This window comes from Microbacterium meiriae, assembly GCF_040685015.1.
Taxonomy (GTDB): domain Bacteria; phylum Actinomycetota; class Actinomycetes; order Actinomycetales; family Microbacteriaceae; genus Microbacterium; species Microbacterium meiriae.
The window spans coordinates 624,857-645,665 of the sequence record NZ_JBFBHD010000001.1 but is presented as its reverse complement, the minus strand read 5'-3'; the positions used below and the strand labels follow the sequence as shown (position 1 = coordinate 645,665).

The window sequence follows — 20,809 nt, the reverse complement described above, 5'->3', positions numbered from 1 at the left end:
GGCTCCTCTAGAATCGAGACCTCAGGGGGAATGGGGAGTCATGGCCGAGAGCCGGGTCAGCCTGCGTGTCATCGCGGGCTCGCTGCGCAAGTTCTGGTGGTTGATCGTGCTGTGCGGCGTCGTGGGCGCCGCGGGGTCGTACGGATACGCGTCGCTGCAGACGCCGTTGTTCCAGGCGACGACCTCGCTGTACTTCGCGCTGAACCAGGGCACGAGCGCCTCGGACCTCAACCAGGGCTCGGTGTACACCCAGAGCCAGATGCTGTCGTTCGCCCAGCTGGCGACGAGCTCGCGCGTGCTCGATCCGGTGATCGAGGAGCTCGAGCTCGACACGACGCCCCGCGCGCTCGCGAGGGACATCGAGGTGACCATCCCGCAGAGCACCGTCACCCTGCGGATCACCGGCATCACGGACGACCCGGAAGCTGCGGCCGAGCTCGCGAACGCCGTCGCCGAGCAGCTCATCACGGTCGTCAAGGACGTCGCTCCGAAGGATCCGCAGGGCGAGTCCACCATCACCGCCGAGGTCATCGACGACGCCGTCGTCCCCGAGTTCCAGTTCACTCCGAGCAAGCCCAGGGACGCGGCCCTCGGCGGTTTCCTCGGAGGCGTGCTCGGCCTTGCGGCCGCCGTGCTCATCGGTGTGCTGGACACCCGTGTCCGCAACGAGGAGGCGCTGACGCAGGCCGGCGGGGATCCCGTGCTCGGCGTCGTCTCCAAGTCGCCGCTGCTGGAGGCGCGGGGAATCGCCGTCGCCCAGGAGCCGCTCGGCCACACCTCGGAGGAGTTCCGCCGTATCCGGTCGGCGCTCGCGTACGCGAACGTGTCGTCCCGGGTGAAGGTGCTGCTGGTGACCTCCGGTATGCCCGCCGAGGGCAAGTCGACCGTGTCGGTGAATCTCGCGATGACCCTCGCCGCGCTCCGTAATTCCGTCCTGCTCATCGACGCCGACATGCGCCGCCCGCGTGCCCACGAGCACGCCGGCATCGACGGTTCGGTCGGACTCACGAGCGTCCTGCTCGACGAGGTGGAGTTCGAGGTGGCCAAGCACCGCGTCGCGGACACCACGCTGGACATCCTCCCTGCCGGGACGATCCCGCCGAACCCCGCCGAGCTGCTCACGTCGGCGCGCATGGCACAGCTTCTCGACTTCGCCGCCGCGGACTACGACTACGTCGTGATCGACTCGCCCCCGACGCTGAGCGTCGCGGACGCCAACCTCCTGGCCACCCAGACGGACGGTGTCATCCTCGTCGTCGACGCCACCAAGACGCGGCGGGCGGCACTGGCGAAGAGCATCAAATCGCTGGAATCGGGCGGCGCCCGCATCCTCGGCACGGTCCTCAACCGTGCGCGTCCGGACCGGCATCGCAGCGAGTACTACAGCGAGTGAGCGACCCGCCGTCCTCCCGGGGGAGGCGTGCAGCATATCGGCGGAAGGGCTCGAATCGTTTGCCATCGTCCAGACGGGCGGTTATTCTTCATGGGTTGCGAGGGGGGCTCGCACTTTGTCGCCGGGGTTGAAACTGCGGCGAAGCGTGGGTGATCGTGTATTCCACCCCAGAAACGGTGACATCGTGTCCTTTCCGTTCCCTGTTCGTCTCTCATCGCCAGCGGCGCCACGGCGTCGCCATCGCCTGCTCGCGGGTGCCCTGGGCGTCGCCGTCGCGCTCTCCGGAGTGCTGATCGCCGCACCGGCCTCCGCGGCGGTCGCCGCCGCCTCGCCGTCGGCCCGACCGGCGGCAGCGTCTGCGGGTCCCCTCCTCTCCGACCCGATGAACCGCACCGTCGCCTCCGGCTGGGGCGCCTCTCCCGTCGGGGCCTGGCGTGTCATCGAGGGTGCGTCGAGCGTCGGGAACGGGCAGGCGATGCTCGCCAGCCGGAAGCCCGGGATCACGGCGCGGGCGACCGTGGCCGGGGTGACCGCGGCGGATGTGTCGAGCCGCTACACGGTGACGGTCCCTGCCCTCCCCGTCGGCGGTCCGCTCTACCTGGCCCAGGCCGTCCGCATCGTCGGCAAGGACTCCTACGGTGTGCGCCTCCGCGTGCACCCCGACGGCTCCGCCTACGTGTCCGTGGTCCGGATGACCGACCTCACCACTGTGCAGAACCTGAGCGAGCGACGACTCCCCTTCCCGGTGACGACGGGCATGTCGCTGCGCGTCGCCCTCGACGTGACCGGGACCAGCCCGGTGACGCTCGCGGCCAAGGCCTGGGCGGCAGATGGGGACGAGCCGTCCGCGTGGCAGGTGACGCACGCCGATTCCTCGGCCACGCGGATCACGGCCGCGGGTGGTTACGGCTTCGCGCTGTACACGTCCTCCGGAGCGAAGGCCGCCGTCCCGCTCGCGATCGACGACGTGCTCGCAGCCGCGCCCGCGCCGGTGGCGACTCCCACTCCGACGCCGACGCCGACGCCCGCCCCCGCGCCGAACCCGGCTCCTGCGCCGAACCCGGTTCCGGTTCCCCCGGTGACGCCGACCACCCCGGTGACACCCGCTCCACCTGCCACCCCGGCCGGTGTCCGCGGGAAGCCGGGCGCCGCCGCCCCGGGGTCGCTGTCGTACCCGGCACCCGCCACCGCGATCTACGCGGCGCCGGGCGGATCGGACGGCGCTGCCGGTACGAAGAACTCGCCGGTGCGCACGATCGCGGCCGCGCTGCGGCTGGTGCCGAACGGCGGCACCATCGTGCTCCGCGGTGGCACCTACCACGAGGAGATCGTCGTGCCGCCGCAGAAGCGCGTCACGATCCAGCCCGCTCCGAACGAGGCGGTCTGGATGGACGGCGCGAAGACCGTCACCGGCTGGAAGCCCGCAGGCAAGACCTGGACGGTCGACGGCTGGGGGACCGCGCTCGACTCGAGCCCCACATACACGAAGGGAGCGCCCGACAACACCCAGCCGGAGTGGCGCTTCGTCGATCCCGCGCACCCGATGGCCGCGCATCCGGACCAGGTGTGGGTCGCGGGCGTGCAGCTGCGGGAGGTCGCCTCCGCCGCGCAGGTCGTCGCCGGGACCTTCTTCGTCGACGATCGGGCGAAGCGGCTCGTGATCGGCACCGACCCGACGGGCAAGCCCGTGGAGGCGAGCGTGCTCACCCAGGCGCTCTCGATCCGGTCCGCCGGATCCGAGGTGCGCGGCATCGGCATCCGCCGGTACGCCACCAGCGTGCCCCAGATGGGGACCGTCATCGCCGCAGCGAGCGACATCACGCTCGCCGACGTGACGATCCGCGACAACTCGACGACCGGCTTCTACTCCTGGGCGCCGAGGACGACGTTGACGCGCGTCTCGTTGATCGGCAACGGTCTCCTCGGTGGCGGCGCCTCCCAGGCCGACGGCTTGAAGGTGAAGCAGATGCTCTCCGTCGGGAACAACGCCGAGCGCTTCAACCACTCCCCGGTGTCCGGCGCGTTCAAGGTCACCCGGACGCGCGGAGTGACCGTCACCGACAGCGCGTTCACGGGTAACGCCGGTCGTGGTCCGTGGTTCGACGAATCGGTCATCGACATCGTCTTCACGGGTAACGACGTGATCGGCAACACCGGTCACGGTGTCATGGTCGAGCTCTCGGAGCGGGCGGTCGTCGCCGACAACATCATCGCCCGCAACGGCGACTTCGGGCTGTTCGTCCTGAACTCCGGCAACGTGAAGATCTGGAACAACACCTTCGTCGGCAACGCCAACCGGAACGTCAGCATCGGTCAGGACGGTCGCCGAGCCTCCGACCCGAACGCGGCGGGCCACGATCCGCGCACGCGCTTCGCACCGCTGGCGCCGTGGATCGTGCGCAACACCGTGATGTCCAACAACGTCATGGCGGAGAGCGCGGGCAACTGCCTGGTCTGCGTACAGGACTACTCGACCACCTTCACCGGTGCGCAGATGATGTCGAGCGTGAACGGCAACCTCTACCACCGCACCGCCCCCGGCACGCCCCGATGGTTCTCGGCCTGGTCGAAGGGATCCGTCTCGCGGGATCCGGCGGTGGCAGACACCCTCGCGGCGTTCACCGCGGCGACGGGTCAGGACCGCCGCTCGCAGTTCGTGCAGGGAGCCTCCGTGGTGTCCGCCACGTACGTGCTGGCGCCCGCGCAGGCGCAGCGTCAGGCCGCAGTGGCGGTCCCGGTGCCGGCGGATATCGCCTCGGTATCGCGACTCCCCGGCAACAGCGCGACGCTGGGAGCCCTGCCGCGGTGACGATCTAGGTATGGGTTCTCTTCTCGCTGTCGGCGCCCGCGCGCTGACGATGGTCATCGCGCTGGTCTGCGGCGTTCTCACGACGCGGATGATCATCGGAGACGCGGGCGTCGGCAGCTTCGCCCTCTACACGCTGCTCACGACGATCCCGTCGCTGCTGACCTTCACCGATCTCGGCAGCGGCGCCGTGCTCGTGAACGCCGTGGCCACGAGCGACGACGTGAGGACGGACGAGAAGCTCCGCTATCAGCTCACGTCGGTCGGCCGGGTGCTGCTGATGTTCGCGGCCTCCGCCATGGCGATCAACACCGTGCTCCTGGCCACCGGTGCCTGGGAGATCGTGTTCGGCGATGCCGGAGGAGAGCCGGGGGCGTCGCTGGCCGCCTTCTTCTGCGTGACGATCTTCTGTCTCGGTATCCCGCTGGGCATCTGGGCGCGGATCATGCTCGGGCAGCGCAAGAACCACATCGTGATCCTGCTGCAGGGCCTCATCTCGCCGCTCACGCTGGCCGGGGTGTGGCTGCTGCTGACGTTCGGTGGCGAGAATCTGCATTCCTACGCGGCGATCGCGTCGTTCGCGGCCTCGCTGATCGTCTCGATCCTCGGCGTCCTCATCACCGCTCGGACCACGTCTCCGTTGATCCCCGAGGCTGCGCGCATGGTCCTGCGCCCGCGACGGTTCCCTGGCGTACGGGTGATGGACGTGGGATGGCCGATGCTGGCTCAGATGGTGACGTATCCGATCGCGGTGGGGTCGCAGCGGTACGTGATCGCCCAGCTCGGCGGTCCGACCGACGTCGCCGAGTACGGTGTGGCCGGGCAGGTCTTCTTCGCGCTCAACGGTCTGGTGATGGCCGGTGGGCTCGCGCTCTGGCCGCATTTCGCTCGCATGCGACACCAGGGCGATCTCCGCCGCGGACCATTCCTGCTCTCCGGACTGTTCGCCGTGGCCGTCGCCCTCGCGACGGTGGTGGTGTGGCTCGTCGGGCCGTGGCTGTTCGGGTTCATCACGCAGGGAGAGCTGGAGGTCCGGCCGACCACGATCTTCGCGTTCGGCCTCATGATCATGCTCACGGCGGCTGTCTACCCGCTCGGGATGTTCATCATGGACAAGCCCGGGATCCGATTCCAGGTGATCCCCACCCTCAGCATGGCCGCGGTCGGGGTCACCCTGGCGTTCGTCCTCACACCGATCCTCGGTATCGCCGGTCCGCTCCTCGGTGTCGCCTTCGCGCTCCTGGTCTGTCAGCTGATCCCGTTCTCGATCTACATCGTTCGTCATCGGGCGCGGCTCACGGCCGAGGCCGCCGTCTCGGCGTGAGCCCAGGTCGCGCGCGCCCGGCGCCGTGCGGATACCCGCGGGTCGTCAGTCGAGGACGCCGGCGGTGACGCCGGCGCGGTAGACCGCAGGTGCGTGCCGACGCAGGGCTTCGTCGCGGCTCTCGGCCACACTGCCCACGAGGTCGTCCCACCGTGCGCACACGTCGTCGAGTGCGGCGGCGATCGCCGGAGCATCGTCCGGTGCGACCAGCTGCGCCGTGGCGTAGCCGCCCGCGGCCTCGCGCAGACCGCTGCTGTCGCTCGCGATGACGGGGCGGAGCCCCAGAACGCCCTCGACGGCGGTGTTCCCGAACGGCTCGTCCACCCGGGAGGGCACGACCAGCACGTCGGCTTCCGCGAGGAACGGCCAGATGTCGGCGTGGAATCCCGCGAAGGTGACGGGGACCCCGGTCTCTGCGGCACGGGCGCGCAGTTCGCGCTCGTACCATTCGTATCCCTCGAAGACCGCCCCGAGGAGCGTGACCTCGACGGGCCGCCCCTCCGCCTGCACTGCCGCCGCGGCGTCGATGACGAGGTCGGGACCCTTCCGAGGCGAGAGCCGCCCGACGTACAGCACGCGGAGGGCGCCGTCGATCCGGGGCCGCGGCGGCGCGGGGTGCGGGGGCGACGCGACGCCGTTGGCGACGATCCGGGTGCGGTCGGCGAGAGCGGGCAGCGCGCGCCGGATGGTGTCGAGGCTGAAGCGGCTGTTCACGAGGGTGCGGACGGAGGCGAGGTGCGGCATGTAGAGCAGGCGGTTCACCAGCGTGCTCCCGGAGGCCTCCGCCTCGTGCACGTGACTGACCGCGCGAGTGCCGCGGAGTCGGGCCACGAGGGGCCATTGCGGAATGATGATGGTCGACACGTAGACGGCGTCGGGGCGCACGCGTCCGATCAGACGCCATGCGGCGCCGAGGCCCCGGAACATGTCGCGGAACAGGCGGGGCAGACCGCGCGGGGTGAGCAGCACCTTGCGCAGGACGAGCATCGGCAGGATGACGACCTCTGCTCCGGCGGCGCGCAGCGGCGGGACGAGCAGACCCGAGCTCGGAAGGGCGACCACCACACGGGCGCCCGCCTCCACGAGACCGGTCGCGCTCTCGAGGAGCATGCGGTCCGACCCGAACATCTCGGCACCGGGATGCACGAGAAGGGCGGTCTTCCGCTTCACGCCGGTGGTCATCGTGTCGCGTCCGCGGGGGCGGGGGCCCAGTCGGCGCTCCGTCGGCGCGCACGCCGGGCGGACGCGTGGACGCTGGAGCCTTCGGACAGACGGCGGGCGAGGTCTTCGTACTCGTCCGCGACGTCGTCCCAGCGGAAGCGCGTGCGGGCGATCTCCTGCACCGCGGCTGCATGCGCGTCGCGGGTCGTGGGGTCGGCTTCGGCGGCCGCGACGTGGGTCGCGACGTCATCCGCGTCGGCGAAGAACCAGCCGTTGCCGCCGAGGACCTCCCGGTTGAAGGGCACCTCGTAGCCGATCACCGCGGTGCCCGCACCCATGGCGCGCAGGAGCGACGGGTTGGTGCCACCGACGGAGTGGCCGTGCAGGTAGGTGGCGGCGTGGGCGTAGAGCCCGTCGAGGAGCTCCTGGTCGTAGACGCCGCCCACGAGGCGGATCCGCTCGTCGCCCTCGGCGGCGTTCCGGATCTCCTGGATGTATCCGGCGGCGTACGGCGCGGAGCCGACGACCACGAGCGGCAGTCGCGCGGCGCTGGCGCGGTATCCGCGGACGATCTCGAGCACGTGGTTCTCCGGCTCGAACCGAGCGACGACGAGGTGGTAGCCGTTCGGAGTGAGGTCCATCTCGGCCAGGCGGTGCGTCGGCGGCTGATCGAGGATCGGCGCGCCGTATCGGATGAGCTCCGTGGGCACGTCGAACTGGTGGCGGTAGTAGTCGGAGATGCCGGGGGCGTCGGCGATGAGCGCGTCCGCGGTGCGGACGCCGAACTGCTCGGCCCAGCGATAGTACGCCTTGCCGCGGGGACCCCACTTCGACCGGCGCCACTCCAGACCGTCCATGTGCAGGGCGACGGGCGCCCGGCGCAGCCGGAGCAGCGGGAGGAACGGCGAGTTCGCGGCGTTGAAGACGAAGGTCGCGTCGGGGCGGCGGTGGAAGAGCAGATGCAGGGCCGACAGCCCGGTGTGGCTGAGGGTCTCGATCTGCTTCACCGGGACCGCGGGGAGGTGCACCACGCGCATGCCGAGGTACTCCTTCTCGCGGTGCTCGGAGCCGCGGGTGTACACGACGACGTCGTGGCCACGGTCGGCGAGCCGTCGCCCCACCTCTTCGATGGCCGTCTCGAATCCGCCGTAGGCCGCAGGCACGCCGCGGGTCCCCACCATCGCGATCGTGAGGGGTGTCGTAGTGCTCATCCGCTCAGTATGCCCCGCTCGGCTGCGCCATGACCTTCGCGGTGCGCCACATGATCTGCAGATCGTTCATGACGGACCAGTTCTCCACGTAGCGCAGGTCGAGCCGCACGCTCTCGTCCCACGACAGGTCGCTGCGTCCGGAGACCTGCCACAGACCCGTGATCCCGGGCTTGATGTACAGGCGGCGGAACACGGTGCCGTCGTAAGCGGTGACCTCGCTGGGCAGCGGCGGCCGCGGACCGACGACGCTCATGTCGCCGACCAGCACGTTCCAGAACTGCGGGAGCTCATCCAGCGACAGCTTGCGCAGCACCTTCCCGACGCGGGTCACGCGGGGGTCGTCCTTCATCTTGAAGAGGAGGCCGGCGCCCTCGTTGTGGTCCTTCAGCGCCGCGAGCTGCTTCTCGGCGTCGGTGCGCATGGAACGGAACTTGACCATCTTGAACGTACGGCCGTCCCGGCCGACACGCTCCTGGAAGAAGAACACGGGCCCCGGAGAGTCGAGCTTGATGAGAGCGCTGAGCACAGGTGTGAGCAGCGCGATCGGAATCAGCGCGATGGCGGCCACCAGTACGTCGAGGGCGCGCTTCAGCAGGTGGACGCCGCCCTCGTAGGTCGGGATCTTCACCTGGATCAGCGGCAGGCCGTCGACCTGGCGGAGCGAGATGCGAGGACCCGCGACGTCCGTCAGGCGGCTCGAGAGGACGAGCTCGGCGGCCGTGCCTTCGAGCTGCCAGCTGAGCTGCTTGACGAAGTCGGGGGACCCCTCGGGGCGGCTCGCCACGATGATGGTGTCCGCCCCGAGCTGTGCCGCCGCGGGGGCGACGGTGTCCAGATCGCCCACGACCGGGTAGATGCTCTCCCCGATCCTGAGCGCGCCGGCATTGCGATCCAGCAACGTCGTCCCCACGACGTGGTAGCCGTTCTCCCCGCCCTTCTGCAGGGAGTCGATCACATACTCGACGTCCTCGGTGGCGCCGACCACCAGTGTCCTCGACGCGAACCGTCCGGACAGGCGCTGCCGCTGCAGCCAGCGACGCCAGGCCCAGCGGGCGAAGAGGAGACCGAGCATGCCGACCGGGAGCGCGATGAAGAACAGCGGCTGCAGCCCTTCCCACTCCAGGAGCACGCCCGCAATGGCGGTGATGCCGAAGGCGAGACCCGCCGCGTGCGCGACGCGACGGTACTCCGTGGCCCCAGACCCGAAGATGGCGGCGGCTCGGCTGTTGAGCGCCGACAGCATCAGGTACCAGGCGAGACCCAGCAATGCGGCGTTGCGCACGGCCTCGATCACCGTGACGCCGGTGAGCAGCTGGACCGCCGCCGTCAGTGCGACGGCGATCAGGATGACAGCCGCATCCGTGATCCGCAGCCGCATCCGATAGCGACGCTCCCACTGCAGGCGTCGTTCGAGCGTCGCCGAGACACGCGGCGTGCTCGCCGCATGCGTCACCGACGCGGTCGCCCGCGGAGCCGTGATCGGCGTGAAACCCGTACGAGCGATGCTCAGAGCATCCTCGACGGAAGTCATGCCGAGGCCCCTTGAGCCGTGAATGTACGCAGATAACCCCAGTGCGCCATCGTTTCCCCAGTTTTCCCCAGACCATGAACCCCACGTTCACGGACACGTCTGCGTCCCGACCCCTCGGGTCCTGCTGAAGCTTCGCGATCCCACATCGAGAAGGTGTCCTCGTCGTCCCAAACCGACGAGGCGTGCAGCAGGCACTGCAGACGGTCATCACTGTAGCGGATTCGGCCGCCCGACGGAAGCGCTTCCCGGGGGTGAGCGAAAACCCGTTCCGGAATACCGCATGCGAGGGTGCACCCGGAGCTAGTCTGTCGCGGTGACCGCGCACCCGACATCGAGTCCTCGCTTCCGTCTGCAGCCCATGCGGCCGCGCGACCCCGGTCAGCCGCATCGGGCCGCGAGTCCGCTGGAGCTCTTCTTCGACCTCGTCTTCGTGGTGGCGGTGAGCATCGCCTCGGCGCAGCTGCATCACGCGCTGAGCCACGGCGACTTCCTCCACGGGATCACCTCCTACGCGATGCTCTTCTTCGCGATCTGGTGGGCGTGGATGAACTTCACCTGGTTCGCGACCTCGTTCGACACGGACGACTGGCCGTACCGGATCGCCACGTTCGTCCAGATGGCGGGCGTCCTCATCCTCGCCGCCGGGATCCCCGGGGCCTTCGAGGAGGGCGACTTCACGCTCCCCGTGGTGGGCTACGTCGTCATGCGGATCGCGATGGTGGCGCAGTGGCTGCGCGCCTCGCGGAACGAGGGCCCGCTCCGGCGCGTCGCTCTGCGGTACGCCCTCGGCGTCGCCGTCGTGCAGGTGCTGTGGCTTCTGTTCCTGCTGATCCCATCCGGCCCCGTGCAACTCGCAGCCTTCGTCGTCTTCGCGCTCATCGAGATCGCGGTCCCGGTGTTCGCCGAGCGCCGGCACCAGACACCCTGGCATCCGCACCACATCACGGAGCGCTACGGTCTGTTCACTCTCATCGTGCTCGGCGAGAGCCTCCTCGCCTCCGCCAACGCGATCATCGACGCGCTGGACGAGGTGGAGGCCCTGGGTCCGCTCCTGGCCATCTCGGCCCTCGCCTTCGTCGTGACGGCGGCGTTGTGGTGGATCTACTTCTGGCCGCCCCACCACCGGGCCATCACCACTCTCGGCCGTTCGCTGCGCTACGGCTACACGCACTACTTCGTCTTCGCGGCGGCCGCGGCCTTCTCCGCCGGCATCGAGGTGGAGCTGGACGTGATGACGGGGGAGAGCCATCTCGCTCCCGTGGCGGCCACCTTCACGGTGTCCATCCCGATCGCGGTGTTCCTCATCGGGATCTGGTGGGTCGCCATCCGCGACAATGCCGACCGCGTCGTCAACACGGTCATCCCCGTGGGGGCGCTGCTCGTCCTGCTCGACCCGTTCGTGCCCGTGCCGGTGGCGCTGACGGCAGCGGTCATGGTGTGGATCGTGGCGGTGCTGGTGATGCGGCCGCCGATTCCCCGCGGCGCCGCGGCGACGGACGCCTGAGCGCCGCGGTCAGACGCTGGCGGCGAACAGGTCCAGGCATTCGACGCGCAGGCGCGCGATCGCCTCGGTGTCACCGCGGAGGTGACGGATGAGGGCGTGCTGCATCATGCCGTCCGTCAGCGCATACGCGAAGAGCGGCGTGAAGCGGCAGGGCCGACCGCGCAGCTCGGAGTAGCGCTCGACCACGCGCCAGATGGCCTCCTGCAGGTCCGCCTCGACCTCCGCGATCGTGTCGCCGAAGCCGGACTCGAACAGCGATTGATTGCGGAGGTCGTACCAGAGCCGGTGCAGGCGGGCGTCGTCGTGCACGCTCCTGGCGAGCTCCTCCGCGGCGCCGGCCGCCAGGTCCTCCGCGGTCTCCGCCTCCTCCATGACGGCGAGGTAGCGGTCACCGAGCCCGCCCTTGGAGATCCGCACGGCCTCCGCGATGAGGTCGTTCTTGTCGGTGAAGTAGTAGTGCAGGGCTCCGTGCGAGAGCTCCGAATGCTGGGCGATCTCGCGGAGTCCCGTCCTGGCGAACCCGCGCTCGGCGATCGCCTCCAGCGCCGCTTCGGCCAGCGCTCGCCGGCGGATCGCGAACTTGTCCACCCCTGCGCGTTCCGCCCGCTTGGTCGCCGTCGTCATGCTGTGCCCCCGGTCTCGTCCCCTTCGGGATCGGTGCGGGCAATGCTATGGCATTCTCGCGGATCTGGACAGACGTCCAGGAAAAACTTGACAGGTGCCAAGCTGCGTGTTGCACTGGATGCGCCACGGCCGCGCATGTCCCCTGCATGCCGGCCGTCTTCGTGGCCGCGCGAGCGATTCCCCCATCGCCCCGGCCCTGCGTTGTCCGCCGAGTTCTTCGAGCGCCAGCGCTGCAGAGCGGAGCGATGTCCCCGCATCCTCCGCTCTGCTCCCGCTTCTAGGCTCCTCATCGGTCGCGCATAGCTCCCTGATTGTTCACTCGTCGAGCATCGGGGGCAACGCCGCCCACGCTCGAGAGGAGCACATCATGAGCCGGATCCCCGAACCGACGTCGACGCCGCAGGGGCCCATGTACGAAGGACGACCGCTGGATCGCGCGGACGAAGAGGTGGTCGACCAGGGCGTCGCCTTCGATCTCCGGACGCTGATGAGCCGCCGCGGGCTCCTGATCGGCGGCGGCCTCGGCCTCGGCGCCGTCGTCCTCGCCGCCTGCGCTCCGACAGCCACCGGCTCGTCGTCGACGACCGCCACGCCCACGCCCAGCGCCGGCGCCACCGCATCGGACTCCGCGATCACGGAGATCCCGGATGAGACCGCCGGCCCCTACCCGGGCGACGGCTCGAACGGTCCCGACGTCCTCGACGAGGCGGGGATCATCCGCCAGGACATCCGCTCGTCCATCGACGGCGGTGCCACCGCGGACGGGGTCCCGCTCTCGTTCGAGTTGCAGATCCTCGACCTCGCGAACGGAGGGGTGCCGTTCGCGGGCGTCGCCGTGTACGCCTGGCACTGCAACGCCCAGGGGGAGTACTCGCTCTACTCGTCGGGGCTCGAGGACGTCTCCTATCTCCGAGGGGTGCAGGTCGCTGACGGCGACGGCAGGGTCTCCTTCACGTCCGTGTTCCCCGGGTGCTATTCGGGGCGGTGGCCCCACATCCACTTCGAGGTCTACCCGGACGCGGCATCGATCACCGAAGCATCGAACGCGATCGCGACATCCCAGCTCGCGCTGCCCGAAGACGCCTGCGGAGCGGTCTACGCGGAGACGGCATACGCCGGATCGGCGGACAACCTGGCACGGATCACGCTGACCTCCGACAACGTCTTCAGCGACGACGGCGGGGCATCGCAACTCGCGACGACGACGGGGAGCGTCGCCGGCGGCTACACGGCGACGCTCGTGATCGGCGTCGACACCACGACCGCCCCGAGCGCCGGTTCCGCACCGGGCGGGAGCGGGAGCGGACGCCCGCCGGGAAGTTGAGGTCGTCGGAGCGTGGTTCCGTGGATCTGCTAGACTGATCGTGCAACGTGTGCGTTTCGCCCCCTCTCGGCCGCCTCGTCGCCACTGATCAGGGCCATCCACGGACCACGCACATCGACGCGCGCGGAATCCGCCCTCGGTCTCTTCACGTGCGGAGCGCGACAGCGCGCCCGCCCCACAGCAATGAGCATGAGCATGAGCACCACCACCATCCCTCCGTCCACCCCTCTCACCTGGAAGCAGGCCGACGTCGACGTGCACGTCGCCACCCGGAACGGCGAATTCGCCGGATTCGTCGAGTTCGACGGATCCGCGCACCGACTGCGCGACGAGCGTGGCACCGATCTCGGATCCTTCCCCTCCCTCGACGACGCCTTCCGTGCGCTCGCCGAGGCGAACGAGCCGAAGCGCGCCGCGGCGTCGCCGACTCGCCCGCGCCCCCGCCGTCGGCGCATGCGGCGGGCGCGAGCCTGACTCGTATGCCGGCTCGCGTATGCGGGCGCGGTTAGTGTGGCCACAGCGATCGGCATCCGCCCTTGGCTACCTCAGCTCAAGGGCTCCCGATCGGCAGGAGAGCATCATCTCCCTTTCACCCTCCCCGTCCGTCACCGCCACTCTGGGGCCCGTCCGTCAGACCTATGCCGGCAACGCGGACTTCCCGCCGCTCGCCCGGGCCTACCGGGACGTGCAGCAGGTCGTGAAGGAGACCGGGCTCCTGCAGCGGACGCCCGTGTTCTACTCGCTCGTCGGCGCCGCGCTGGTCGTCGCCTTCGCCGGTTGCGTCGCCGGATTCCTGCTCCTCGGTGACAGCTGGTTCCAGCTGCTCATCGCCGCCGCCCTGGGCATCGTCTTCACGCAGGTCGCGTTCCTCGCCCATGAGGCCGCGCACCGCCAGATCCTCTCCACAGGACCGGCGAACTTCCGCCTGGCCCGCGTGCTCGCCGGCATCATCGGCATGAGCTACCACTGGTGGGATTCCAAGCACACCCGCCACCACGGCAACCCGAACCAGGTCGGCAAGGACCCTGACATCCAGGTCGACACCATCTCCTTCCTGGAGGAGGATGCGGCACAGTCGCGTGGCATCGTCCGGCTCATCACGCGGAAGCAGGGCTGGCTCTTCTTCCCCCTTCTGACGCTGGAGGGGCTCAACCTGCACTTCCTGGGTCTGAAGCACCTGATGACGCGCAAGAACGTGAAGGGTCGCTGGATCGAGCTCGGACTCATCGTGCTGCGGTTCGCCGTCCTCCTCGTGCCGCTGTTCCTCCTGCTGCCCGTCGGCATGGCCTTCGCGTTCCTGGGTGTGCAGCTCGGGGTCTTCGGCGTCTACATGGGCGCATCCTTCGCCCCCAACCACAAGGGCATGCCGGTCATCGCGCCCGACGCCAAGCTCGACTTTTTCTCGAAGCAGGTGCGCACGTCGCGCAACATCCGCGGCGGGTGGTGGGTCACCGGGCTCATGGGAGGCCTCAATCACCAGGTGGAGCACCACCTCTTCCCGAACATGTCGCGGCTGCACCTGTCGAAGGCGCGCGGCATCGTGCGCGACTACTGCGCCGCCAACGGCATCCCGTACACGGAGACGAGTCTCGGGCGCTCGTACGCGATCGTCATCGCCTACCTGAACCGGGTGGGCCTGGCGGCGCGCGACCCGTTCGACTGCCCCGCGGCGGCACAGCTCCGTCGCGCCTGACGCACACGGAGACGACGAAGGGGCGAGCAGACAGCTGCTCGCCCCTTCGTCGTATCCGCGCGGATCAGCGCTTCGAGTCGTCCGTCTCGACGACGTCGATCGTGATCTTCTCCAGCGGACGGTCGTCGTCGAGCTCGTCGTCGAGGACCTCGTCTCCGCGGAAGCTCTCGACGGACGCCTCGACGACGTCGTCCTCGTTCTCGTCGTCGTCCTCGTCGATCGTGGCCTCGGTCACCGCGATCTCCGTGGGGAGGCTGTCGTCGCTGAAGATGCCGTCGGGCCGGATGAGCTCGCGCACCTCGGCCATGAAGCTGGTGAGCTGCTGCTGCTGCCACCGCAGCTGACGGGCTCGGTCCTCGGCGTCGCGGAGGACGGTGGAGGTGTGGCCGGTCACCGCATCGACGATCTTCTGCGACTTCACGCGGGCACGCTCGAGGATGTCCCGCGCACGGACCTGTGCGTCGGCCTCGATCGCCTGCGCCTGCGAGCGCATGAGCTTCTCGTAGCCGTCGGCCTTCGCGGAGATGCGCTGGGCGTGCTCCAGCGAGGCCGTCACCTGCTCGTTGGCGTCGGTCGTGATGCGCTCGGCGTGGGCGACGGCCTGGTTGTGGAGGACCAGGAACTCCTGCTGCGCGTCGTCCTGCCGGCGGGTGAGGGTCTCCTCGAACTCCAGCACGCGGGCGTTCATCTCGCGTACCTCGCGCTCGGCGTCGGCCCGCAGCTGGGTGGTCTCGCGCGTGACGAGGGAACGCAGCGCGGCGGCCCCCTTCTCGGCCTCGGTGCGGATCGCCGTGGCCTCCTGCGACGCCTGGCTGACCTTCTCCGCGGCGTGTGCGGCCTCGCGCTCGATGCGCGCCTCATGGGCCGTGTACTCGGTCTCCATCTTCAGTCGCACCTGGTCGGCGTCGCGCTGAGCCTGGGAGATGATGCGCTCGGCATCCGCCTCGGCCTCGGCGCGCTGCGCGGCGACTTCTTCGCGGGCAGAGGTCATCAGGCGGTCGGCCTGCACGGCGGCGTTCTGGATGAGGACGTTCGCCTGCTCCTCGGCCACCCGCAGGATCGCCTCGAACTGCTGGCGAGACGGCGCTTCCTCACCGTCGGCCTGCGGCATGTCGACGAGCTCGGAGGTGAGCGTCGCCACCTGCTGCTCCGCGTCCGAGGCCTTGGCGTTCGCCGCGGCGAGCTCGGCCTCGAGGGCCTCCCGTGCCTCTCGCTCCTCCGCCTTGACCGCGTCGACGGACTCGGCCTCGCGGGCCTTCGCCTCGGCCACCTCGTCGGCCGCCTGCTGGAGCTGGGCCCGCATCGATGCGAGCGCGGCGTCGACCTCGCCCTTGTCGTAGCCGCGGAATCCGATGGTGAATGCGGCCGAGGATGAGGGCGACGTGTCGCGGGGATTCGTCTCGATCAGCTGATCGAAGAAGTCCGGCGACCGCTCGTCGTCGCGGGGAGTGCCCGAGGATTCGCTCATGGGTTCAAGCCTTTCTGGCGTGTCCGCGACACGAAGCGGACTTCGTTTCCGTGGACGGGATCGCAAGCACGGAGGAGGAGGCCTCCGGCATGCGCCACGACCGGGTCGTCATCCGAGTCCCCGCGGGGCGCGGCGCGCGTCTAGCCTAATTGCGTCGCCTGAGAATCGTGACCCCCATCTGCGGGGGCCGGTGAACGCTGATCAGGCCTGGCGGAACCAGCGCGCGTTGCGGTCGTCGAGCACCGAGCCCCGCTCGAACACGGAGACGGGTCCGTCGGCCACCTTGATCTGACGGGTAGCGGCCTCCGCGGCCACCAGGGCCCGCAGCTCCCGCCACAGCGGCGCGGTCTGCGGGAAGCCGAGGTACTCGCGGAAGGTCTCGACGCGCAACAGCGTTCCCTCGGGACTCGGAACCAGTCGCGCGACCGTGTCGTCCGGTTCCACGAAGCGGATGCCCAATACGTCGTCGGGGAGCAGAGAGAAGGTCGTGCCGCGGTCCGCGATGACCGTGCGCACGATCTCGGCCGCGGCTGCGGGGGAGTCGCGGACGACCAGCGTGGCGCCGAGATCGGCGAGGATCTCCTCCGTGCGGGCGGCGGTGTACCGATCGCCCGCACGCTGTCCCGCGGACGACGCGCTGCGCCGCACCCACCCCCGCAGGAACGCCGCTCCGACGATGAGGCCGAGGATGATCACGAAGAGAGCCGGGATCACTGCGGTGTCCACGGGCAGCGCCCCTTCCGTACCGGACGTCGGAGCGCGTCAGCGCGGGTCGGTGAGGTGGTCCAGGTGAAGATCGCCGGAGGCGTTGAGAGCCTGCACGATCTGCTGGATGCGGTGCGGGTCCACCGTCGGCGGCTCCGCGTCGTCGAAGCCGAACTGCAGGGGGATGGCGGGGTGGATCCACACGCTCGCCCGCCGGTCGATGCCGCCCTCGAGAGGCCGCCACGTCATCATGAAGCTCTCCTGTCGGCGCAGCTTCGTGGCGATGACGATCTTCAGATGCGCGAGCGTCTCATCGTCGATGAGGATCGGATCCGAGTGCCCGTCGTACCGGAGTCTTCCCATGATGCTGACGGTACACCCCTCCGGGGTCTCACCCCGTCCGGGGCGCGAGAGCAGCGGAACGGGAGCGAAGGGGGTGGCGTTCGCGTCGCCGGACGCCCGCCCTTGGTACGGTGACCGCGGAGGACACCACGTCCCCTGGGGCCGCCGAGCAAGAGAGAACTTCGAGATGAAGCGCACGTCCCGCTTGCGTCTTGGTCGCATCGGGATCGTCGCCGTGCTCGCGATCGTGCTGGGATCCCTGGTGCCGGCCCTCACCACGACCGGCTCCGCGGTCGCCGCTTCCGACGGCTACATGGTCTATCCGGCCTCGGGCAACATCCAGTCGAAGGTCGGAGACGGCTGCCTCGGCAACTATCGCGCGCACGACGGCATCGACATCTCCCGGAACGGCGGGACACCGATCCTGGCGGCGTACGACGGTGTGATCAAGAGCCGCACGTCGAACGGCGGCTACGGCAACTACGTCGATGTGCAGCACCCGGGCGGCTACGTCACCCGGTACGCCCACATGGCGGCATCCGGCTGGTACGCACCGGGCACGAAGGTCCTGCGCGGGCAGCAGATCGGCGTCGTCGGGAACACCGGCAACTCCGCCGCCTACCACCTGCACTTCGAGGTGTGGCTGAACGGCAAGGTCTACTCCCAGATCAACCAGGGTTTCACCTGCCTGTCGAACGTCACGCGAGGTGGGACGATCCCGCTGTTCTTCCCCGGTCTCGGAGCCAGCGATTCGGCGGGGATCGACACCGCTGACTTCACCGGTAACGGAAAGGCCGATCTTCTCGTCGTCGCAGGCAACGGGGACCTCCGGCTGCGGACGGGGAACGGGCGCAGCGGCCTCGCCGGCCCGACCACGCTGTTCGGAGGCGGGTGGGGGAACTCCCGACGGCACATCACCCACTCGGACTTCAACGGAGACGGCCATGCGGACATCCTCGTGGCGCGCTCCGACGGCGCCCTGGAGTTCTACGCCGGGAACGGTGCCGGCGGCTTCCGCGCAGCGACCACCCCGGGAGCCGGGTGGTACGGAATGCGTCACGTCACATCCGGTGCGGATTTCACCGGGGATGGACGGCAGGACGTCATCGGGGTGTCCCCGACCGGGACCCTCGTGATCTTCCCCGGCAACGGGACGGGCGGCTTCCGCACTCCGAACGTCACCGTGGGCAACGGCTGGGAGGGTTTCCACTACCTCGTCGCCGGAGACTTCGACGGCGACGGACGGGGTGACCTCATCGGGGTCGCCGGTGATGGCGTGCTGAGGCTCTACACCGGCGCGTCCGGCCTGCGTACCTGGCGTCAGGCCGGGACTGGGTGGCAGGAGATCACCGAGGTCACCGGCGGCGCGGACTACAACGGGGACGGCCGTGCAGACCTCGTCGCGCGCACGGCCGCAGGACAGCTCTATCTCTATCCGGGAAACGGCGCCGGAGGGTTCGGTACCAGGATCCTCATGGCCTCGGATGCGGCGGACTACCTCGCGATCGAATAGCCCCGTCGCGTGAACGTCCCCCGCCGACGCGTATCGTGGGCGCATGGCCGCTCCGACCCTCGATGACATCGCGGCGGCGCTCTACGCCGGGCCGCCCGAGGAGTTCACCGCCGCCCGGAATGCGCGGGCGAAAGACCTCGACGATCGTGCGCTCGCCGCGGAGGTGAAGGCGCTGCGCAAGCCGGCAGTGGCTGCTTGGGTCGTCAACGTCTTCGCGCAGGAGCGTGCCGCGCAGCTCGGGGAGGCCCTGGCGCTGGCGGCGGAGCTGCGCGAGGCGCAGGCGGATCTGGACGCTGCGGCGTTGGCGAAGCTCGGCCGGGAGCGGCGCGCGCTGACCCGGCGGCTCGCCGAGACCGCCGCGGACCTCGCGGGCTCCCGCGGAGAACGAGTGACGGCGGCGACGCGGGATGCGGTCGAGCAGACGATCTCCGCGGCGTTCTTCGCCCCGGACGCGGCGGCCGCCGTGGCGTCCGGACGTCTCGTGCGGACGTTGGAACCTTCGGGCACGGCGGACGACATCCGCGACGCGGTGGCCGGAACGCTCCCCGCACTGCAGCCCCAACCCCCGCGTCCACCGGACGAACTGCAGGAGCGCCGGAAACGTAGGGACGCGGAACGTCGGGTGGCTGCTGCGGAGAAGGACCTCGCGGCGGCGGAGCGCGCCCTCGCGAAGGAGGACGAGGCGGTGCAGGCGCTGCACGACCGCGCCGAGGAGCTGGCCGACGGAATCGCCGAGCTGGAAGCGCAGCTGGAGCAGCTGCGTCAGGAGGCCGACCGCGTCGACCGCGACCGTCCCGCCGCGGAGAAGAGGCGCACCGTGGCCGTGGAGAAGAAGGACACCGCTGCCAAGGCCGTGCAGGCAGCGCGCGAGGCCCTCGACGGCCTCTGAGCGTCAGCTTCGGGCGGCGGTCTTCTCCTCGTCGGAGTTCGGCGTCCATCCGAACCAGCCGTCGTCGGACGGGATGACGCTCCAGTCGCCGCAGACGAAGACGGTGCTCGCCTCGTACGCGGAGGGGGCATCGTCCAGAGTCCAGGTCGGGGCAGAGGTGCGCTCCGTCTCCACGCAGTCCTCCGGCAGTTTGGCCGTGCTCGCCAACAGGAGGACGGCGTCGTCGGCGTCCTCGATCGTCGACGTCCGGAGCGTGAGCGTGGTCGCGTCTTCCGGAACCCAGTCCGCATCGACCGGCGCGTCCGCGCGGAAGGCGTCGACGTCATCGAACGTCCTGGTCGACTGCTTGTGCACGAGACCCTCCACGGCGGCGCATCCGCCGAGCAGCAGGGTGCCACCGAGGAGCAGGGCGGCAGCGGGGAGGAGGGTGCGTCGTGTCATGATTCCACTCTGCTCACGGGCGCGGCGAACGGCGTCCGTCGGGGGAGGTATCCCTCGTCATCATCGGGAGTGATCTCGCCCGGAGGCGCCTCCAGTACCCTCGGAGGATGCGGGAGGAAGTCCTCGAGGGCGGCAACGCGAGCGGACCCGTCGTGCGGGCGGGGAACACCGTCCGGAAGGCGTGGACGGCCGCGACCCCGCACGTGATCGCCTACGTGCAGGCGATGCGGGACCGCGGAGTGGATGCGCCCGAGCCGCTCGGTCGAGACGCGCAGGGGCGGCAGATCATCGAGTTCGTCCCCGGCACGCTCGCGATGGACTCCGCACCGCTCTCCGCCGCCGAGCTGGGCCGCGTGGGCGGGATGGTCCGGCGGATCCATGACGTGTCGGCGCGCCATGTCCCCGCCACCGATGCGGTCTGGGAACCTCCCCTGTCAGCGCCGGCGCAGGATCTCATCTGCCACAACGACCTGGCGCCGTGGAACCTGATGCTCGGCGACCGCTGGGTCTTCATCGACTGGGACGGCGCCGCCCCGAGCACCCGGTCCTGGGACCTCGCCTTCTCCGCGCAGACGTTCGCGCTTCCGGATCCGGCCCGCGACCCGCAGCGCTCCGCCGACGACCTGGCGGCCTTCGTCAACGGATACGGTGCCGACGAGGAGCTGCGCGCGGAGCTTCCGGACATGATGCGCCAGCGCACGCAGGCGATGCTCGATCTGCTGCGCTCGTCCGCGGAGGCGGGACGCGAGCCGTGGGGGACGATGTACCGCACGGGTCACGGGGCGCACTGGAAGGCGGTGCTCGACTACGTCACCGCGCATCGGGATGTGTGGCAGCGCGCGCTCGGGTGACGTTCCGCCGGTGTGATTCTCCTATGGTG

18 protein-coding genes are annotated in these 20,809 nt (G+C 69.9%); 10 read left to right on the top strand and 8 right to left on the bottom strand.

The features are described from left to right. Positions 1 to 40: 40 nt before the first annotated feature. The 3 genes from AB0N68_RS03330 to AB0N68_RS03320 all read left to right on the top strand — a co-directional run bounded on the left by AB0N68_RS03330 (position 41) and on the right by AB0N68_RS03320 (position 5,523). The gene (locus tag AB0N68_RS03330; protein WP_187663193.1) at positions 41 to 1,393 is read left to right on the top strand and encodes a tyrosine-protein kinase domain-containing protein; all 1,353 of its coding nucleotides are present in this window, start codon (positions 41 to 43) and stop codon (positions 1,391 to 1,393) included. 184 nt (positions 1,394 to 1,577) lie between these two features. After that, positions 1,578 to 4,202: a right-handed parallel beta-helix repeat-containing protein gene (locus AB0N68_RS03325; RefSeq protein ID WP_280564735.1), complete on the top strand. Its 2,625-nt coding sequence runs from the start codon at positions 1,578 to 1,580 to the stop codon at positions 4,200 to 4,202. Positions 4,203 to 4,212: 10 nt separating this feature from the next. Continuing rightward, positions 4,213 to 5,523: an MATE family efflux transporter gene (locus AB0N68_RS03320; protein WP_187663194.1), complete on the top strand. Its 1,311-nt coding sequence runs from the start codon at positions 4,213 to 4,215 to the stop codon at positions 5,521 to 5,523. Positions 5,524 to 5,568: 45 nt separating this feature from the next. On the opposite strand, the gene AB0N68_RS03315 is transcribed toward AB0N68_RS03320, so the two are convergent. The 3 genes from AB0N68_RS03315 to AB0N68_RS03305 are packed head-to-tail and all read right to left on the bottom strand — an operon-like array spanning position 5,569 to position 9,426. Then, positions 5,569 to 6,705, bottom strand: coding sequence for a glycosyltransferase (locus AB0N68_RS03315; protein WP_280564737.1), 1,137 nt, complete (start codon positions 6,703 to 6,705; stop codon positions 5,569 to 5,571). Further along, complete coding sequence (locus AB0N68_RS03310) at positions 6,702 to 7,895, bottom strand: DUF1972 domain-containing protein (protein ID WP_280564739.1); 1,194 nt, start codon at positions 7,893 to 7,895, stop codon at positions 6,702 to 6,704. Before AB0N68_RS03310 ends, AB0N68_RS03315 begins: the two co-directional genes overlap by 4 nt. A 4-nt stretch (positions 7,896 to 7,899) precedes the next feature. Continuing rightward, entirely contained in the window at positions 7,900 to 9,426 is a 1,527-nt protein-coding gene (locus tag AB0N68_RS03305; protein WP_268777657.1) for a sugar transferase, read from the bottom strand. A gap of 313 nt (positions 9,427 to 9,739) precedes the next feature. On the opposite strand from AB0N68_RS03305, the gene AB0N68_RS03300 reads away from it, so the two are divergent. Continuing rightward, positions 9,740 to 10,930 carry a low temperature requirement protein A gene (locus AB0N68_RS03300; RefSeq protein ID WP_396654843.1) on the top strand — a complete coding sequence of 397 codons (1,191 nt, stop codon included), beginning with the start codon at positions 9,740 to 9,742 and terminating at the stop codon, positions 10,928 to 10,930. Positions 10,931 to 10,939: 9 nt separating this feature from the next. Here the strand turns inward: AB0N68_RS03300 and AB0N68_RS03295 are convergent, their stop codons facing one another. Further along, entirely contained in the window at positions 10,940 to 11,554 is a 615-nt protein-coding gene (locus tag AB0N68_RS03295; RefSeq protein WP_187663198.1) for a TetR/AcrR family transcriptional regulator, read from the bottom strand. A gap of 367 nt (positions 11,555 to 11,921) precedes the next feature. Here AB0N68_RS03295 and AB0N68_RS03290 point away from each other — a divergent pair, with 367 nt between their 5' ends. The 3 genes from AB0N68_RS03290 (at position 11,922) to AB0N68_RS03280 (ending at position 14,571) form a co-directional block, all read left to right on the top strand. After that, positions 11,922 to 12,878 (top strand): intradiol ring-cleavage dioxygenase, encoded by a 957-nt coding sequence (locus tag AB0N68_RS03290; RefSeq protein WP_280564743.1) that lies wholly within the window; start codon positions 11,922 to 11,924, stop codon positions 12,876 to 12,878. A gap of 195 nt (positions 12,879 to 13,073) precedes the next feature. Next, a complete protein-coding gene (locus tag AB0N68_RS03285; protein ID WP_187663200.1) occupies positions 13,074 to 13,352 on the top strand; it encodes a hypothetical protein in 279 nt (92 codons plus the stop codon). Positions 13,353 to 13,458: 106 nt separating this feature from the next. Beyond that, positions 13,459 to 14,571: a fatty acid desaturase family protein gene (locus tag AB0N68_RS03280; protein ID WP_396654844.1), complete on the top strand. Its 1,113-nt coding sequence runs from the start codon at positions 13,459 to 13,461 to the stop codon at positions 14,569 to 14,571. Positions 14,572 to 14,635: 64 nt separating this feature from the next. Here the strand turns inward: AB0N68_RS03280 and AB0N68_RS03275 are convergent, their stop codons facing one another. The 3 genes from AB0N68_RS03275 to AB0N68_RS03265 all read right to left on the bottom strand — a co-directional run bounded on the left by AB0N68_RS03275 (position 14,636) and on the right by AB0N68_RS03265 (position 17,107). After that, positions 14,636 to 16,039: a coiled-coil domain-containing protein gene (locus tag AB0N68_RS03275; protein ID WP_280564746.1), complete on the bottom strand. Its 1,404-nt coding sequence runs from the start codon at positions 16,037 to 16,039 to the stop codon at positions 14,636 to 14,638. Positions 16,040 to 16,240: 201 nt separating this feature from the next. Further along, a complete protein-coding gene (locus tag AB0N68_RS03270; RefSeq protein ID WP_280564748.1) occupies positions 16,241 to 16,765 on the bottom strand; it encodes a hypothetical protein in 525 nt (174 codons plus the stop codon). A 36-nt stretch (positions 16,766 to 16,801) separates the two neighbouring features. Continuing rightward, on the bottom strand, positions 16,802 to 17,107 hold the full coding sequence (locus AB0N68_RS03265) for a DUF7882 family protein (RefSeq protein WP_280564750.1): 306 nt from the start codon (positions 17,105 to 17,107) through the stop codon (positions 16,802 to 16,804). 166 nt (positions 17,108 to 17,273) lie between these two features. Here AB0N68_RS03265 and AB0N68_RS03260 point away from each other — a divergent pair, with 166 nt between their 5' ends. Together AB0N68_RS03260 and AB0N68_RS03255 are read left to right on the top strand one after the other, a co-directional pair. Then, positions 17,274 to 18,599 carry an FG-GAP-like repeat-containing protein gene (locus AB0N68_RS03260; protein WP_280564752.1) on the top strand — a complete coding sequence of 442 codons (1,326 nt, stop codon included), beginning with the start codon at positions 17,274 to 17,276 and terminating at the stop codon, positions 18,597 to 18,599. A 43-nt stretch (positions 18,600 to 18,642) separates the two neighbouring features. After that, positions 18,643 to 19,488 carry a transposase gene (locus AB0N68_RS03255; protein WP_280564753.1) on the top strand — a complete coding sequence of 282 codons (846 nt, stop codon included), beginning with the start codon at positions 18,643 to 18,645 and terminating at the stop codon, positions 19,486 to 19,488. A 3-nt stretch (positions 19,489 to 19,491) separates the two neighbouring features. On the opposite strand, the gene AB0N68_RS03250 is transcribed toward AB0N68_RS03255, so the two are convergent. After that, a complete protein-coding gene (locus AB0N68_RS03250; RefSeq protein ID WP_268777651.1) occupies positions 19,492 to 19,929 on the bottom strand; it encodes a hypothetical protein in 438 nt (145 codons plus the stop codon). 107 nt (positions 19,930 to 20,036) lie between these two features. On the opposite strand from AB0N68_RS03250, the gene AB0N68_RS03245 reads away from it, so the two are divergent. Then, the gene (locus AB0N68_RS03245) at positions 20,037 to 20,780 is read left to right on the top strand and encodes a phosphotransferase (protein WP_280564757.1); all 744 of its coding nucleotides are present in this window, start codon (positions 20,037 to 20,039) and stop codon (positions 20,778 to 20,780) included. Positions 20,781 to 20,809: the final 29 nt, after the last annotated feature.